Genomic DNA, 15,963 nt, shown 5'->3' with positions numbered 1-15,963 from the left:
AGACTTCGGCAAAAGACCGCGCTGCCTTGCAGACCGCGATAGATGCAGCGCAGGCTATTGCCGATGATGCGAAGAATCAATCTCAGACTCGATTGGATGAAGCCACCGTCAGTTTGAACGAAGCTATGGCGGTATTTGAAGCCTCTTGGGTGGGGGTGGTGCTAACGGTATCGGCCAATGATTTGTATGGAACAAACGACACACTTCGCTTTACGGTATTTTACGGATACGAAGTAACCGTGAGTGGGACACCCGCCGTTCCAATCATAATTGGAGATGATTCCGTCACTCAGACGGTATATCAGACAGTATATGCCCCGTATACAGGAGAGCGCGGCACACCATTGACAAAACTTACTTTCGAATACGAAATTCCGGCAGGGCTCGCGGATATTGACGGAATTAAAGTTGCCGCTTCGTTGGATCTCCTGAACGGTGCAAGTATCGCTCGCACCTTCAACGGACTTGCGGCTTCGCTGAATTACGCAGCACCAGACGCGAGCGGAATACGCATCGTGGCGATACCGCCCGATGTTGCTCTGAGGGCTGCATCGAACGGATCGGCAAGTAAAGCGATCAGCGTGACCGCAAGCGTGTACGGCGTGACTGCGGGAAATGCAATGACAGAGCTCCGTTGGCTACCTGGAAGCCTTAGCGCGACTGATTTTGCTAGGGGAACGAAAGGAACCGATATTTTGGCCGCATCTCAATTCACGATTACGGCCAACGGCGACTATACCGTATATGCCCTAGACAAAGCAGGCAATGAAACAGTGAAAACCATCACTGTTACTGGGATCTTAATCCCGTCTTCATCGGATAATGGCGATAGACCGATTACATTGGGGACGACTGCGACGACGGAGACGACAGTGAAGATAAATATGACCGGCGGGATTACCGCTCTTGTCGATCCTTCCAACATCAAAAAGATCACGCGTTCGGACGGCACGGTGGCCGAACAGGTTATCCTCCCTGAACGAACAAGGGAAAAGATATTGGAACTCCTGAAAGATGCGAAGGAACCGTTTGTCAGCATTAAAATTGGCAATCGGGAGCAAGCGGTACAAACACAGTTTCCGGCTGACTGGATTGCGCAAATGGTCCAAGCGTATCCTAATGCAATTATCGAGATGAGGCTGAACGACTCCAGCTATCAATTGCGGTTAAGCGCGATTGATCTGACCGGCTTGGCGGAGCGTCTCAACGCGCAAGTATCGGATTTGACCGTGAACATCATACAGGTGCAGGTCGGTGAGAATGTTCGACAAGAGATTAATCGGATTGGCGTTTCCCAAGGTTTTGCTGTTTTTGCCAACGTCATTGACTACCAGGTGACGGCAGAAGCTAAAGGGCAGACGTTGGAGGTGCATGACTTTGGCGGATCGTACACGATTCGGACCATAAAGTTAGACCGAGAGAACATGAACCGTAACCTGGTTGCCGTTCAGTATATCCCGGCAAACGGCACCGTCGTTTTTGTTCCCTCACAGCTGGAAACCGGTCCAGATGGCAAAACAGAAGCGATTTTGACCGTGCCACATAACAGCTTGTACACAGTTGTAGATGTGCAGGCACGAACATTCGCCGACTTAAACGGACATTGGGCGAAAGCGGATGTGGAGTATCTGGCGTCCAAGTTGCTGGTGAACGGCGTGGCGGCCGACCGTTTCGCGCCAGAAGGAACCATCACACGAGCGGAATTCTCAGCTTTGCTCGTTCGCGGGCTAGGGCTATCCGCAAAGGAGAACGGGGGCGGTGCCCATTTTGCGGATGTCCCTGCATCTGCATGGTATGCATCTACAGTAGATGCGGCAGTGGCTAGTGGCTTGGTTAGCGGCGTCGGTGCCGGACTTTTTGCTCCCAATGCCCCGATTACCCGTGAAGAAATGGCCGTTGTGATCGCGAGCGCCTTAACCTTGACCAGCAATGGAGCTAGCAGCAAAGGGCAAGGGCAAGCGGGCAGCCGCCTAAACGCTTTCACGGATCGAGAATCCATTTCTTCATGGGCGCAAGAGGCGGCAATCCGAGCTTCGGAAGTCGGCATTATGAATGGGATGGAAGACGGACGTTTTGCCCCGACGGAGTATGCAACGAGGGCGCAGGCAGCAGTTATACTGAAAAGGCTCTTGCAGTACGTGCATTTTATTAAATAAATATGGTTACAGAAAAAGTCGCATGTGATGCGGCTTTTTTATTTTATAGCCTCAAGTTCTTAAGCCTACTAGTTGACGAAATGTTAAGGGAGAAGGGTAGATACTCGATGAATAAGCATGTATATTGAAAAGGAGGTTTACTTAGGACTGACCCGCATGTCAGTTCCATAGTGAGGAGAGACGCTGCAGTGAGCACAGTTCAATGGTTATCCTTACTGCTTTTTTTGGCAGCGGGATTCATGATATACGTTGCGTTTTTGTCCTATCAGCAACGGCATTTACCAGTCGCTAGAACGATGATTCTGATTATGATAGGGGCGGCTTGGTACGCAACTGGTTATGCTTTCGAGTTGTTAAGCCGCAACTTATACGAAGTTAAGCTTTCGCTTCAAATCGAATATGTAGGCATTCCATTCGTCACGACGCTTTGGCTCTTCCAGGTCATCCAATTCTCTGGGACGGCCTCGCGTTACCGAAAACGCCTTGCGCTGGCACTTTTCGTTATCCCTGCAGGGGTCTTTATTTCCCATTTGACCAATGAGTGGCATCACCTTTTTTATGAGCAATATCTCTTCAATGAGTCTAGTTCATTTCCGTTGTATATAACAGTTAAAGGGCCTTGGTATAAAGCACATACGCTGTATAATTACTTCGTATTATTGTGTGGTTTTTTTCTATTTATCCCGATGTATTGGCGGTCTTCAAGCATCGTTCGCAAGCAAATTATCGTACTGACCATGGGAGCCGCAGTGCCCTTGTTGTTCAATATCACCTTGTGGTTTGGAATGGTCGTCGATTTGACGCCTTTCGGGTTCGCAGTGTCTGGAATCGTCTATGCCTGGGGAATTCTGCGATTCAATCTGCTCCGATTTACACCGCTTGCGCTGACTCAAGTGTTCGACACCATCCGGGATGGTGTTATCCTGCTCGACTACAAGGATCAAATTGTCAGTTACAACAAAGCGGCCGAAGGCGTCCTGCCGGAACTCACATTGACGAAACATTACCCTGCCTATGTAGGGGAGGTACTCTCCGCCAATCCTGAATTGATTCACCCCATTCTTGACTCTCATCATGGAAACGAACGGTTCTCGTTCTACAGATCCCAAGCTGATGGCAATAAAAATACATATTATCAATGCAGTGTATCGTTCATCTATGATTCAGGCACACCAATTGGAAAGATGATCCTCTTTAATGATATTACGGAGTTGAAAGAAAACGAGGCAAGGCTGCGTGAGAGTGCGAACCAGCTTATGGAATTAAATTCGTTTAAGGATAAGATGTTTACGGTTGTGGCACATGACGTTCGAGACCCAATCGCGCATTTGGTCAGTATAACCGAACTGCTTGGTGAAGAACTTGCTGCAGATAACAATGAGCATGCCGAATTGTTCGGAGTACTCCAAGGACAAGTACAGAACACGTTCTATCTTGTCGAGAATTTGCTCGACTGGTATCGCAACCAGAAAGGGAATGTCGTGTTTCGACCCCTAGGCTGGAATTTGCAGCAAGTCGTTCGTCAAGCCCTGTTACTAGCAGAGTCGAAGGCCGGAATGAAGCATATTGTGCTGAGAGAGCAAATTGACGAGAAGTTTACAGTTAGCGCAGATAAAGAGATGCTGGATCTCATTCTGCGGAACTTGCTATCGAATGCGATCAAGTTTACGGGAATTGGTGGATGGATTGAAATTGGGGCACATTTGGACAAGGATAAGATTGTTGTGACTATACGCGATAATGGAGAAGGAATGGACGAAGAGACAGTGGACATGCTGCGGCGTGACGATACATTTATCAAAGTGCCGGACCCAGAACAAGGTGCAGGGCATGCCAGATTTGGGCTTATGTTAACACGTGAATTTATTGCGATTCATGGAGGGAATCTGTGGTTTAACAGCGTGCCGGGAGTGGGAACGACGTTTTTCTTTACTTTACACCGTTCAAGAGACGGGATGGATGTCATTGACGAGCGGAAGGAAGGCGAGGAGGCTTGAAAGTTATTTTGGTAGATGATGACGTGACAATGCATGTAATTTTGAGCAAAATGTTGCATAAGCTGCCGGAGGTTCAAGTTGTCGGCGCCTTCACGGATACGAAATCTGCTTCCTTCTTTTTACAAGAGCATACGGACATCGGCCTCGCTTTCGTTGATATCTCAATGAAAGGTGAGAATGGGATGGAATTCGCTGCAAGGTTAGGAAACGTCGGCTCTCCAGTGCAAATTGTATTCGTCACCTCTCACAAGGATTTCGCCCTGGAAGCTTATGAACTTTCGGTGATCGACTATCTGGTCAAGCCGGTTTCTCAAGAGAGGCTGCAGCGAACCGTACACCGTGCGCTTCAGAACTGGCGGGCTTTCCATCCGTCAGCGATCCTGGTACCACCGACGCAGCAAAGAAGAGGGATTGTTATTACAGCGCTCGGAGACGTAGTTGTAAGCAAGGAAACGGGCCGAGTGAAGTGGATCTCGCGAAAATGCGCAGAGCTATTTGCCTATCTCCTGCTTTACCGAGGTAGACGTATTCCACGTTCTAAGTTGGTTACGGATATTTTTGGCGGCATGGAGCAAGCAGGTGCGGAAAGTTATTTGAATACAACGGTGTACCAACTGCGCAAGTCACTGGAACCGCTTGGTATGCGCGAGGTCATACGTTCAGAGAATGATGGGTATGCACTTGAGTGGCAGGACGCTAATATTGATTATGTAGAGTTCGAATCGCAAGTGAAAGAACTGCACACAATCGATGCCAGCCAAGTGGAAAATGCTCTAAGCGTTGAACGCCTTTATACGGGGGATTTGTTTGGCGATAAAGCGTATGTATGGGCTATTCACGAAACGGAACGTTATCGTCAAATGTACACTTCATTCGTCAAACGACTTGCCGCCGTACTGATTTCGTCGGGAGATACAGGCTCCGCTTCAAAGTTATTACTTAAGCTTAACGAGCACAATCCGTTAGATGAATCGGTCATCCACCATTTGATGATGATACGCGAAATGACGGGGGACAAAAAGGGATTGACCGTATTGTATACGGATTATGTTCGGCTGCTTCATCAGGAGCTAGGTATTCGCCCTTCTGAAGAGTTGACCGCTCTATACAGTTCGTTAATTCGTGCAATCACAGATAAAAAGCCAAAAACCGCGAAGCCTTGAGGCATCGCGGTTTTTGTCATTCTTGGCGGAAGGCAGGGAGGAATAGTGACCTTTATGTCTTGTTGTCTAATTGGGAGCTAATTTCATTCATTACTTTTCTTCGATATACGCCTGGGGTAACGCCGGTAAACTTCTTAAATAACTTATGAAAATAAGGTAAGCTCTCATAACCGCAATTGTGGGCGATCGTATCTATGCCTAAGTCGCTAGTTAAAAGCAGCTCCTTTGCAGTTGAAATTCGCTTGGCATTCACATAGTCGGTGATGTTCATCCCGGTTAATTGTTTAAACACCCTGGATAAATGAGCGGTTGAGACGGAAGCGTGCTTAGCCAAATATGAAAGTCCAGCAATTGGTTCAGTGTGAAACTGATCTAAGTGTTGAAGGATGTTCAGTAACCAGGGGGGGCCGATATCGGACGCGACCAGTTGATGATGGGATTCTTTTAAGATCAAACGATTAATGCTGATGAGAAGGCTATTTAAATGTAGTTGAACAGCGTATCTAAAACCGGCTTCGTGCCGTTCCAATTCTTCATGTATTTGTTTGAGTGTTTCTTCGAGTTGAGGGCGTATGGCTGCTGGGACTACAAGCTTATAGTTCTTATATTTGCGGGCTCGTTCAAAAACTTGCATATTCGTAAAGGAATCGCCTGCTGCATAATGTCCAATCAGTTGCGGATCGAAATAGACGGCAGTGGCGGTAATTGGAAACTCGGAATCTGGCAACGCCTGATGAACGGTATTTCCAGGAATGATGAAGAGGTCTCCCTCATTCATCTCATAAAGCATTTGGTTTAAGAAAAACGTACCATTTCCACTATAAATATAAACCAATTCAAAGCGATCATGAAGATGCTCTGGCAGTTCACGATTTGGTGTCTTTATGTCCTTAAATACAATGTCCAATGGTAGGAGGTGGTCGTTAATAAAGTTCTTGATAAGCGGTTTTTGCATATTTCGGACCTCCACAGATCATCTCACTGCGTTATTTTCATATTAATAGAATATCAAAATAGAGTATGTTTTTGCAAAGGTAAAGAATTAACAAATGACATATTCTTGATACAATATGATTGAGCAGCACTAATTTTAGAAGAAAACTCAATTTATTTTATAAGTTCGGAAAATCTTATTAAAGGAGCCAGTCATCGATGGACGTCGTTTACCAATTTGAAGAAGTAGCGAGACTTCCCTTGCCCGGGGATAACTGCGCCGTTGCGATTCAACAATTGAACTCCGGTACTGTCATTCAGTATGAAGGCCAATTCCTCGTCTTGGATTACACGGTGATGGAAGGTCATCGATTCGCGGTGAAAGCGGTTGCTCCTGGCGAAGATCTGCTTTCGTGGCACTTGCCTTTCGGTAAGGCGATTAAGCCGATTCAACCCGGCAACTATGTGATCAACAAAACGGTACGGGAAGCGCTCAGTGTGCGCCAGTTGACGTTCGCGGTGCCGGCGGAGCCCAATTTCGCTGATCAAGTTTCTCCCTATATCCTTGACGAAGAGAACTTCCAGCCGGCTCAGGCATCGCCAGCTTATGAGGATACGCGTACGTTCATGGGATATCGCCGCCATGCAGATCGCGGGGTTGGCACCAGAAACTACGTCGCACTGCTCGGTACCACCTCGCACACTGGTAGCTACGTAAAGGAACTTGCCGCTCGTCTGCAAGACGAATGGAAGAACGTTTCGAATATCGACGGGATCGTTCCCGTCGCTCATACTGAGGGCGGTACAGAGAAACTGAATAATGTGGATTTGCTGCTGCGGACGCTCGCAGGTTTCATGGTCAACCCCAACGTCGGAGCGGTATTGGTTGTTGATTATGGCAATGAATCGGTCACGAACAAGATGGTGGAGGCTTATGCACGCGAGCATAGCTATCCGATCGATGAAGTGCTGCATAAGTTCGTGTCGCTCACTGGCAGCTTCGAAGAGGAGCTTGTTAAAGGGGAAGCGATCATACGGAATTGGCTGGGGGCGGTCAGCTCGATGCAGCGGACGCCTGAATCTATCAGCCACTTGCGAATTGGCTTGCAGTGCGGCGGTTCGGACGCATTTTCCGGAGTATCCGCGAATCCGCTGCTTGGCTGGGTTTCGGAACAACTGGTGCGTTACGGTGGTGCGGCTAGTCTAGCCGAAACGGATGAGTTGATTGGCGCGGAGCCTTATGTCCTGTCAAAAGTACGCAACGTGGAAACCGCTCGCAAATTTCTGGAGCTTGTGAACCGATTTAAGGAGCGCACGTCCTGGCATGGCACCAGTGCGGAAGGTAACCCGTCGGGCGGCAACATGTATCGCGGCTTGTATAATATTTATCTCAAATCTATAGGCGCTGCCATGAAAAAAGACCCGACAACACGGATCGACTATGCTACGGAGTACGGGGAGCTCATGAAGAATGGCGGTTACTATTTCATGGATAGCCCCGGCAATGACCTGGAGAGCATCGCCGGACAAATAGCCGCAGGCTGCAACATGATCTTTTTTACAACAGGAAATGGTTCAATCACCAACTTCCCGTATGTACCTACGGTCAAGGTGGTCACGACAACTCGCCGGTTCCAATTGCTGTCGAACGATATGGATGTGAATGCGGGGCAGTATCTGGAAGGCAAGTCGATGGATGAGCTGGGCCAAGAGGTATTCGAGTTGGCGATTCAAATTGCCTCCGGTCAGCGAAGCGTCGGCGAGAAGGCGGGCCATGCGCAAGTACAAATTTGGCGCAACTGGCAGCAGAACGATGCGAGCCAGCTGGAGACGCTGCTTCACACTCCTGTACCAACAGGAGCTCCGATAGCCATTGAAGATGATGCTGTAACGACGGCTAACCCGATCCAATTCTCCTTCACTCGGCACCGCAATCGGCAGTCCAGCGATCATATCGGCTTGATCGTGCCGACCAGTCTTTGTGCCGGACAGGTAGCGGGTATGATCACACGGCGCTTGAACGAGCAAGGAGCAGGGAAACCTGAGCTCTCGCGCTTTGTCACCTTGGCGCACACGGAAGGCTGCGGCACCTCGGGGGGGCCGGCTGAATCCCTGTTTTCCCGCACGATGATCGGTTATATTACGCATCCGATGGTGGAGCATTGTTTGCTGCTGGAACATGGCTGCGAGAAAACGCATAACGACTACATGCGCCATCAGATGGACGTGATGGGTGTCGATGCGAGCCGCCTTGGTTATGCCAGTATCCAGCTCGACGGCGGAATTGCCAAGGTGAGCGAAAAGGTCGAGTCCTGGTTCGCCGAACAATTGGCCGCCGCCGAACCTGCGGAGAAGGTGACGGTCGGTCTGGAAGGGTTGCGCATCGGGATTGTAAGCGCTGGTGCCATTAACCAAGATGCCGGACAGCAGCTGGGGTTGCTAACCAAGATGATCGTCGGTGCCGGAGGCTTGGTCGTTGTTCCTGAGAACAGCGGATTGCTTACCGAGGACGGATTCAGTCAGCCTTTATTTGGCTCGTCTCCAGTTCGGCCGTCCATTGCCTATGGGGAACACGTCCGCCAAAACGGCTTCCACGTGATGGAAACGCCAACAACGCATGGCGTAGAGACGATCACAGGACTCGCCGCCACAGGTGTGGAGTTAATCATCGCGCTGATCGGTGATCGTCCGATGCAGGCGCATCCTTTTGTCCCTATGCTGCAAGTGACGTCGGAACAGGTTGATCTGCCTAACCTTAAGCAGGATGTCGATTTGGTACTCGGGGGTAACCCAAGCTTCTGGGTGAATCAAATTCTTGAGCGCAGCAAAGAAATTCTGGAACATACTTATGTACCGCGTCTCTATCAGCAAGGAAATATCGATTTTCAAATGACACGGGGCTTTTTGGGTGTGTCGTTATAATACAGACAATATCAGAAAGCGAGGAACACGCCATGACGAACGCATTATTATCCAAAAGACCGCTTGGCAGCACCGGCCTACTCATTTCACCGCTATGTTTTGGAGCCGCTCCGCTGGGGGATATGCCGGAAACCTTTCAATACAGCACGTCGGAGGAACAAGCGTTGGTGACGTTGCGCGCCGCCTTCGAAAGCCCAATCAACTTTCTGGATACGGCTGCGGCTTATGGCGAAGGCGAGAGCGAACGGAGAATCGGTAAGGCTATTCATGCAAATGGTGGTCTTCCAGCGGGGTATGTGTTGGCCACCAAAGCCGACCGCGACCTGAAGACCGGCGACTTTAGCGGCGAACAAATTAAACGTTCCATCGAAGGAAGTCTCGAACGATTAGGACTTGATCGTCTGCAATATGTTTACATCCACGATCCTGAACATACCACCTTTGAAAATGTGATGGGATCCGGCGGACCGCTAGAAGTACTGCAAAAGTTTCAAGAGCAGGGGGTCATCGATCACATCGGCATATCCGGCGGACCGATCGATATGCTCATTCGTTATGTCGAAACGGGAGCGTTTAGTGCGGTTGAAACCCACAATCGATATACGCTGCTCAATCGGGCTGCCGAGCCTTTGCTTGATGTCGCGAGCCGTATGGGCGTTGCGATTATTAATGCTGCTCCTTATGGCAGTGGAATACTCGCTAAAGGTCCGGAAGCATACGCACGTTATGCCTATAGCGAGGCCCCACCACTCTTATTGGAGAGAGCGCGTAATTTCGCTAAGGTTTGCTTGGAATACGATGTTCCGCTTGCCGCCGCCGCACTTCAATTTTCGCTCCGTGACCCGCGAATCGCGAGTACGGTCGTCGGCATGAGTAAACCGGAACGGATCGCTCAAACGCTGGAACTCGCGAATTACCCGATTGCCCCTGAGCTATGGCCGGCGCTTGATGCCTTTGGCTATGATATGGAAGATCCTGAAGAAAATCGTTTTGCTTAGAGTACCGAATGAGATAAGTTCAAGCAAAGGAGCTTTCGCCCATGATCATAGACACCCATCAGCATTTCTGGAATTTGGAAAAGGTTGCGTACCCTTGGCTGGATCCGTCTTTCGGATCGATATGCCGTACCATTGAAGCGGATGAATTGGAACCGCTGATTCGCAAGGCTGGCATTAACAAAACGGTCATCGTACAAGCTATGAACTCCTATGAGGATACCGATTATATGTTAAAGGTAGCCGCCGAAAGAGAATGGGTAGGCGCGGTTGTTGGGTGGGTACCCTTGAACATTCCGGGAGTGGCGGATAAAAAGCTGCAGGAATACGCCGCCAATCCTTACTTCAAAGGGGTTCGTCATCTGATTCACGAAGAGAAGGATCCTGATTGGGTCATCCGCGATTCGGTGATAGAGGGGCTCAAGATCCTCTCTTCTTTCGGCTTGACCTTCGATATCGTGGGCGAGTTCCCGAATCATTTGAAACATGTCCCTTATTTGGCTGAGAAAATACCGGATCTTAGAATGGTCATAGACCACTTCGCCAAACCACCGATCAAGGAAAAGCAAATGGGAGCATGGGCGGAACAATTTGCTGCTGCGGCTCAGTACCCGAATGTGTACGCAAAAGTATCTGGATTAAATACGGCAGCGGATTGGCATACCTGGAGCTCAGAGGATTTGAGACCCTATATCGACTATGCGTTAACGCATTTTGGGGCGGATCGACTCATGTTTGGAAGCGATTGGCCAGTAGCCAACCTGGCAGGGGACTATGAGAAAGTCTGGGAGCAAACCAATCGTGCAATTGCCGATTATTCAGAACACGAGAGAGCTGCCATATTAGGCGGAACAGCGGCAAAATTTTATGGCATTCAAGCTGAATCATAGAGGAGTGGAAGTATGCGATTACAAGATAAGGTAGTTTTAATCACTGGAGCCGGTTCAGGTATCGGGAAAAGCACGGCATTGCTTTTTGCACAAGAAGGCGCAACAGTTATCGTGAATGACTTGGATGAAACCAAGGGCAGAGAAACCGTGAGCGAAATTAAGGACAATGGCGGCGAAGCATTATTTCTCCACGCGGATGTAACAAATCCTGAGCACGTCAAAACGATGGTGGAAACGGCTATTGCTGAGTTTGGCCGCATCGATGTTTTGTTTAACAATGCTGGAATCAGCGGTGTCGGAGCCGTACATGAAATTGAGCCGGAAGCTTGGGACCGGATTATGAGCATTAACGTAAAAGGCGTATTCCTGCCCTCGAAATATGTATTGCCCTACATGATGGAGCGTAAAACAGGTTCAATTATTAACATGTCGTCGTGCGTAGCGGAAATTGGACTCGCGCGCAGAGTTTCTTATGCTGCAACAAAGGGAGCCGTACTCGCTTTAACCAAATCGATGCAGGTTGATTATGCAGCCTACAACATCCGGGTGAATGCCCTTCTGCCGGGTACGATTTTTACACCGTTCGTAGAAAACTATTTAAAGACTTCCTATGATGATCCTACAGCTGCCATCGAATCCCTAAAACAGCGCCAGCTCAGCGGTGAACTGGGCAAGTCAGAGGATGTTGCTAAAGCGGCATTGTTCTTGGCGTCGGATGATTCCAAGTTTATGATGGGTTCTCCGCTCTACATTGACGGTGGTGTTGTTTTCGGCAAGAACGCCTAACATTAGCTAGCTGGAGGAGAATATGTACGAATGAAACTACTGACATTTAACGACAACGGCCAATTTAAGCTTGGTATTAAAACGGATAACGGCATTTTGGATGTCGCCGCAGCAATCAAAGGAATGACATTGGACCAAACGATTAGCTTGCCGACGACGCTGCATGCTGTCATAGAAGGCGGAACGGCGGCGGTTGCGCAGCTGCAGCGTCTTGTGAACATTGTGCTTGAAGCAGGCTCAGAGGGAGAAGCTTATTGGCTGGATGAGACTCATATCCAATATGGACCCTCTGTGACGAACCCAAGCAAAATCATTTGTGTTGGGCTCAACTATCGCAAACATGCTGAAGAAACCAATGCGCCGATTCCGGAGTATCCGATTCTTTTTAATAAATTTTCGAATACGTTAACTGGACATGGCGCTGAAGTTCCATTGCCGGAGAAAGTGTCGTCGCAGGTTGATTACGAAGCGGAGCTTGTGATTGTAATCGGGAAAAAAGCGAAATATGTGGAGAAGGAGCATGCGTTAGATCACGTATTCGGCTATTGCAATGTGAACGACTTGTCCGCGCGAGATTTGCAAATGAGAACGCAACAATGGCTGCTTGGTAAATCATGCGACGGCTTCAGCCCATTAGGACCCTTCCTTGTTACCGCAGATGAAGTAGGAGATCCGAACAATCTGGACATTCGCTGTATCGTCAACGGCGAGGTTAGACAGCATTCCCATACATCCGATATGATTTTTCATTGCGACGAAATTGTCAGCTACATTTCGCAACACATGACCTTAGTTCCAGGTGATATTATCCTAACAGGAACACCTGCCGGTGTTGTGCTCGGCTATCCGAAGGAGAAGCAGATCTATTTAAAACCGGGAGATGTTGTAACCATTGAGATTGAGAAATTGGGTTCGTTAACAAATACGATGGTTGCTGAGAAATAGCAGAATAAATAGTAAGAACCTCGATCGTTGAGGTTCTTTTACTTTACATATCTGACAATCTGATAGAGATATAGGTCATAAAGATGAGAGGTGCACCATGAAAGTATCATTATTTATTACTTGTCTTAGCGATGCGATTTATCCCCGAGTAGGAGAAGCGATGGTGCGGCTTTTAGCCAAATATGGGGTTCAGTTGGAGTTTCCAAGCGTTCAAACTTGCTGCGGTCAACCCGCTTATAACAGCGGATATTGGGATGAAGCACGGACAACGGCCAAAACGATTCTCAAAGCGTTTGATGATAGCGATTTTGTTATCTCTCCCTCGGGTTCATGCACCTACATGATTCATCACTATTCGAATCTCTTTCAAGATGATCCTGTTCTCTTGGGGAAAGCGATAGAGCTTCAGAGAAAAACTTACGAGTTTACTCAATTCCTTGTGCAGGTGTTGGGGGTTACGGATCTGGGGGCGGTGTTTCCTCATAAAGTCACCTATCATCCATCCTGCCACGGAAGCAGGCTTCTTGGTGTCAAAGATGAGCCGTTGGAATTATTGGAAAATGTCCAAGGTTTACAGTTTGTTCCGCTTCCTTTTGCTGAAGATTGCTGCGGGTTCGGAGGGACTTTTGCTGTCAAGATGGCAGACATTTCAGGAGCTATGGTCTCAGAGAAAGTGAATCATGTGAAAGAAACGGAAGCGGAAGTTCTCGTCGGTCTCGACATGGCCTGCTTAATGAATATCGCCGGCAACCTGCGTTTTCGAAACGAACCCGTCAAGGTGATGCACTTGGCAGAGCTGCTGTATGAAGGAGTGAATCGAGCTTGAGTACAACTAATTCTGCTGCTTCAAGCGTGAAAGAACGTGCGGATTTGGCGCTTAACGATGAGTTTTTGCGCAATGCCGTGCGCTTTACAACAGAGCGGCTGCGTGGAGGTAAGAAGAAAGCTGCAGAAGAACACGGCAATTGGGATATGTGGAGAGAGAGAGGTCGACAAATCCGGCTCCATACGATTGCTCATCTGGATTATTATTTGAATTTGTTTGCGGATAACGCTCGTGCTAATGGTGTTCATGTCCATTTCGCTGATACATCGGCTGATGCGGTGAAAATTGCCCTGGCGATTGCGGAACGTAAATCTGCAAAGTCGGTTGTAAAATCAAAGTCCATGGTAACCGAAGAGCTTCATCTAAATCACGCGCTTGAATCAATCGGGATTGAAGCTATCGAGTCGGATCTAGGTGAGTATATCATTCAACTCGCGGGAGAAACGCCTTCCCACATTATCATTCCGGCCATCCATAAGAACAGATATCAAATTGCGGAGTTGCTATCCAAAGAAGCCGGAGAGACGCTGCCGCCGGATACGTCGATTCTAGCAGGTTTTGTTCGTAAGAAGCTGAGGGAGAAGTTTCTTGAAACCGATATCGGGATGACAGGCTGCAACTTCGCGATTGCCGAGACCGGATCCATGGTGCTGTTCGAGAATGAAGGCAACGCCCGGATGGTAACGACGGTTCCTAAGACGCAAATTACGCTAATGGGTATGGAGCGCATTATTCCTTCCTGGACCGATTTGGAAGTCATGGCAACGCTTCTGCCGCGTTCGGCGACAGGTCAGAAGCTGACGGTGTACATGTCAGGTATTACGGGTCCGAGAAGAGAACATGATGCCGATGGTCCTGAGGAAATGCATATTATTATTGTCGATAACGGACGTTCTTTGCAGCTGGGAGATCCCGAATTTCAAGAATTGCTGAATTGCATCCGCTGCGGCGCTTGCTTGAACGCTTGTCCGGTGTACCGGCATATCGGGGGACATGCATACGGGGGCACATACAGCGGCCCGATCGGCGCCGTATTGACTCCTGCATTAAAGAAAAACGTGGCCGAGTGGGACGATATTGCGAATGCCTCCAGCTTATGCGGGGCTTGTTACGAAGCGTGCCCCGTCAAGATCCCTCTGCACGATATGCTTGTTTCTTTACGGCGCCGCAAGGTGGAGAGTGGCCATGGCAATAAGCTTGAAGCGATTGGCATGAAAGGCTTCTCGGCGGTTATGGGCAATTCAGGCCGTTTCAAAAGTGTGCTGAAGCTCGGCAAGATCGGCCAGAAACTTGTCGTTCGCAATGGAGAGATCCGTACGAAGCTGGGTCCGCTCAAAGGCTGGAATTCGTATAGGGTAACACCAAGTTTGCCTGAAAAATCGTTCCGTGAGGGGTGGGGGACTTTGGAGGAGGAACTGCGCCAAGGGTTGAAAGAGCTGGATCCGGAAGTGCGCCAACGAATGGAAGCCATTGTCAAGGAAAGAAGTACCGGAGGAGGGCATGAACATGGCTGATACGCATCAGGAATGGTTAGCGCAGCTTGAAATGGAGTCACGCGCGAAACAGGAAACATTCATGAATGGCATCGCTAGTAAGCTGGGAAGAGCACGGGTGACTGAGAAACCGGTTCAGTCTTATCGAGGAGCGCCTGATTTCTGGCAAGCATTCGAATGGCCTCTTGAAGAGAGAATTACGAGATTTACAGAAAATTTCCAAGCTGCTGGCGGACATGTGGCTCGTCTATCTTCCATGGAAGATGTTCAACAATTCATAGTGAATAAAGCCCAGGAAATGAGCGTTAAATATATCATCCGGCAAAACCAATCGGAGCTTGATGCTCTTGATTTGGAAGGCGTGCTAAAAGGTACTAGCGTATCGGTTTGGAACCGTGAGCCGGAGAATCACTGGAAAGCCCGCGCCGCTGAAGCGGATTTTGGTATTGTGATGGCGGATTACGCTACAGCGTATACAGGCTCTATAACAGTCCTGTCATCACAGGACAAAGGAAGATCGGTTAGTTTGCTCCCGACTGTATTGATGGCCATTATTCCGGTAGATAGACTGAAAACACGTTTAGGCGAAACATTGGTTCATTTCGATCGTGCGGGAAGTGAGAATTTGCCTGCGGGTATTCATTTCATCTCTGGACCAAGCCGTTCGGCTGATATTGAGAATGATTTGACCATTGGGGTTCACGGACCGGGTATTGTGTATGCGCTGATTGTAGGGTAAATAGGGCCGGGACTCCGTTGGGGTTCCGGTTTTTGATTTTTTATTATGGCTTTGGGATTAATCGAACTGGGAGGATAGTCTTATCTGATTCACGAATATGTAAAACATAGAGTGTTTA

The 15,963-nt window shown here is 48.7% G+C and carries 12 protein-coding genes; 11 read left to right on the top strand and 1 reads right to left on the bottom strand.

The features are described from left to right. The 3 genes from PCH02S_RS16765 to PCH02S_RS16755 form a co-directional block, all read left to right on the top strand. The coding region (locus tag PCH02S_RS16765; protein WP_164819591.1) for an S-layer homology domain-containing protein at positions 1–2,156 on the top strand (2,156 nt) is incomplete at its 5' end. A 188-nt stretch (positions 2,157–2,344) separates the two neighbouring features. Continuing rightward, positions 2,345–4,153, top strand: coding sequence for a sensor histidine kinase (locus tag PCH02S_RS16760; RefSeq protein WP_127454981.1), 1,809 nt, complete (start codon positions 2,345–2,347; stop codon positions 4,151–4,153). After that, complete coding sequence (locus PCH02S_RS16755; RefSeq protein WP_127454979.1) at positions 4,150–5,316, top strand: response regulator; 1,167 nt, start codon at positions 4,150–4,152, stop codon at positions 5,314–5,316. The genes PCH02S_RS16760 and PCH02S_RS16755 overlap by 4 nt, the downstream gene beginning before the upstream one ends. Positions 5,317–5,368: 52 nt before the next feature. On the opposite strand, the gene PCH02S_RS16750 is transcribed toward PCH02S_RS16755, so the two are convergent. Then, positions 5,369–6,271, bottom strand: coding sequence for a helix-turn-helix domain-containing protein (locus tag PCH02S_RS16750; RefSeq protein WP_127454977.1), 903 nt, complete (start codon positions 6,269–6,271; stop codon positions 5,369–5,371). A 197-nt stretch (positions 6,272–6,468) separates the two neighbouring features. Between PCH02S_RS16750 and PCH02S_RS16745 the strand changes: the two genes are divergently transcribed. The 8 genes from PCH02S_RS16745 to PCH02S_RS16710 all read left to right on the top strand — a co-directional run bounded on the left by PCH02S_RS16745 (position 6,469) and on the right by PCH02S_RS16710 (position 15,845). Then, positions 6,469–9,171, top strand: coding sequence for a UxaA family hydrolase (locus PCH02S_RS16745; RefSeq protein ID WP_127454975.1), 2,703 nt, complete (start codon positions 6,469–6,471; stop codon positions 9,169–9,171). 32 nt (positions 9,172–9,203) lie between these two features. Continuing rightward, positions 9,204–10,169, top strand: coding sequence for an aldo/keto reductase (locus tag PCH02S_RS16740; protein WP_127454973.1), 966 nt, complete (start codon positions 9,204–9,206; stop codon positions 10,167–10,169). A gap of 41 nt (positions 10,170–10,210) precedes the next feature. Then, a complete protein-coding gene (locus PCH02S_RS16735; RefSeq protein ID WP_127454971.1) occupies positions 10,211–11,056 on the top strand; it encodes an amidohydrolase family protein in 846 nt (281 codons plus the stop codon). A 12-nt stretch (positions 11,057–11,068) separates the two neighbouring features. Then, positions 11,069–11,842 carry an SDR family NAD(P)-dependent oxidoreductase gene (locus PCH02S_RS16730; RefSeq protein WP_127454969.1) on the top strand — a complete coding sequence of 258 codons (774 nt, stop codon included), beginning with the start codon at positions 11,069–11,071 and terminating at the stop codon, positions 11,840–11,842. Between the two features lie 30 nt (positions 11,843–11,872). Further along, positions 11,873–12,787, top strand: a complete 915-nt coding sequence (locus PCH02S_RS16725) for a fumarylacetoacetate hydrolase family protein (protein WP_127454967.1) — start codon at positions 11,873–11,875, stop codon at positions 12,785–12,787. 97 nt (positions 12,788–12,884) lie between these two features. Then, positions 12,885–13,613, top strand: coding sequence for a (Fe-S)-binding protein (locus tag PCH02S_RS16720; protein WP_127454965.1), 729 nt, complete (start codon positions 12,885–12,887; stop codon positions 13,611–13,613). Further along, positions 13,610–15,127, top strand: a complete 1,518-nt coding sequence (locus PCH02S_RS16715) for a LutB/LldF family L-lactate oxidation iron-sulfur protein (RefSeq protein ID WP_127454963.1) — start codon at positions 13,610–13,612, stop codon at positions 15,125–15,127. Before PCH02S_RS16720 ends, PCH02S_RS16715 begins: the two co-directional genes overlap by 4 nt. Beyond that, positions 15,120–15,845: a LutC/YkgG family protein gene (locus PCH02S_RS16710; RefSeq protein WP_127454961.1), complete on the top strand. Its 726-nt coding sequence runs from the start codon at positions 15,120–15,122 to the stop codon at positions 15,843–15,845. The genes PCH02S_RS16715 and PCH02S_RS16710 overlap by 8 nt, the downstream gene beginning before the upstream one ends. The last annotated feature ends 118 nt before the right edge of the window (positions 15,846–15,963 follow it).

The sequence above is a fragment of the Paenibacillus chondroitinus NBRC 15376 genome (assembly GCF_004000765.1).
In the GTDB taxonomy this organism is placed as follows: domain Bacteria; phylum Bacillota; class Bacilli; order Paenibacillales; family NBRC-103111; genus Paenibacillus_E; species Paenibacillus_E chondroitinus.
The sequence above is the reverse complement of the archived record's forward strand: the minus strand, read 5'-3'. Positions and strand labels throughout refer to the sequence as shown.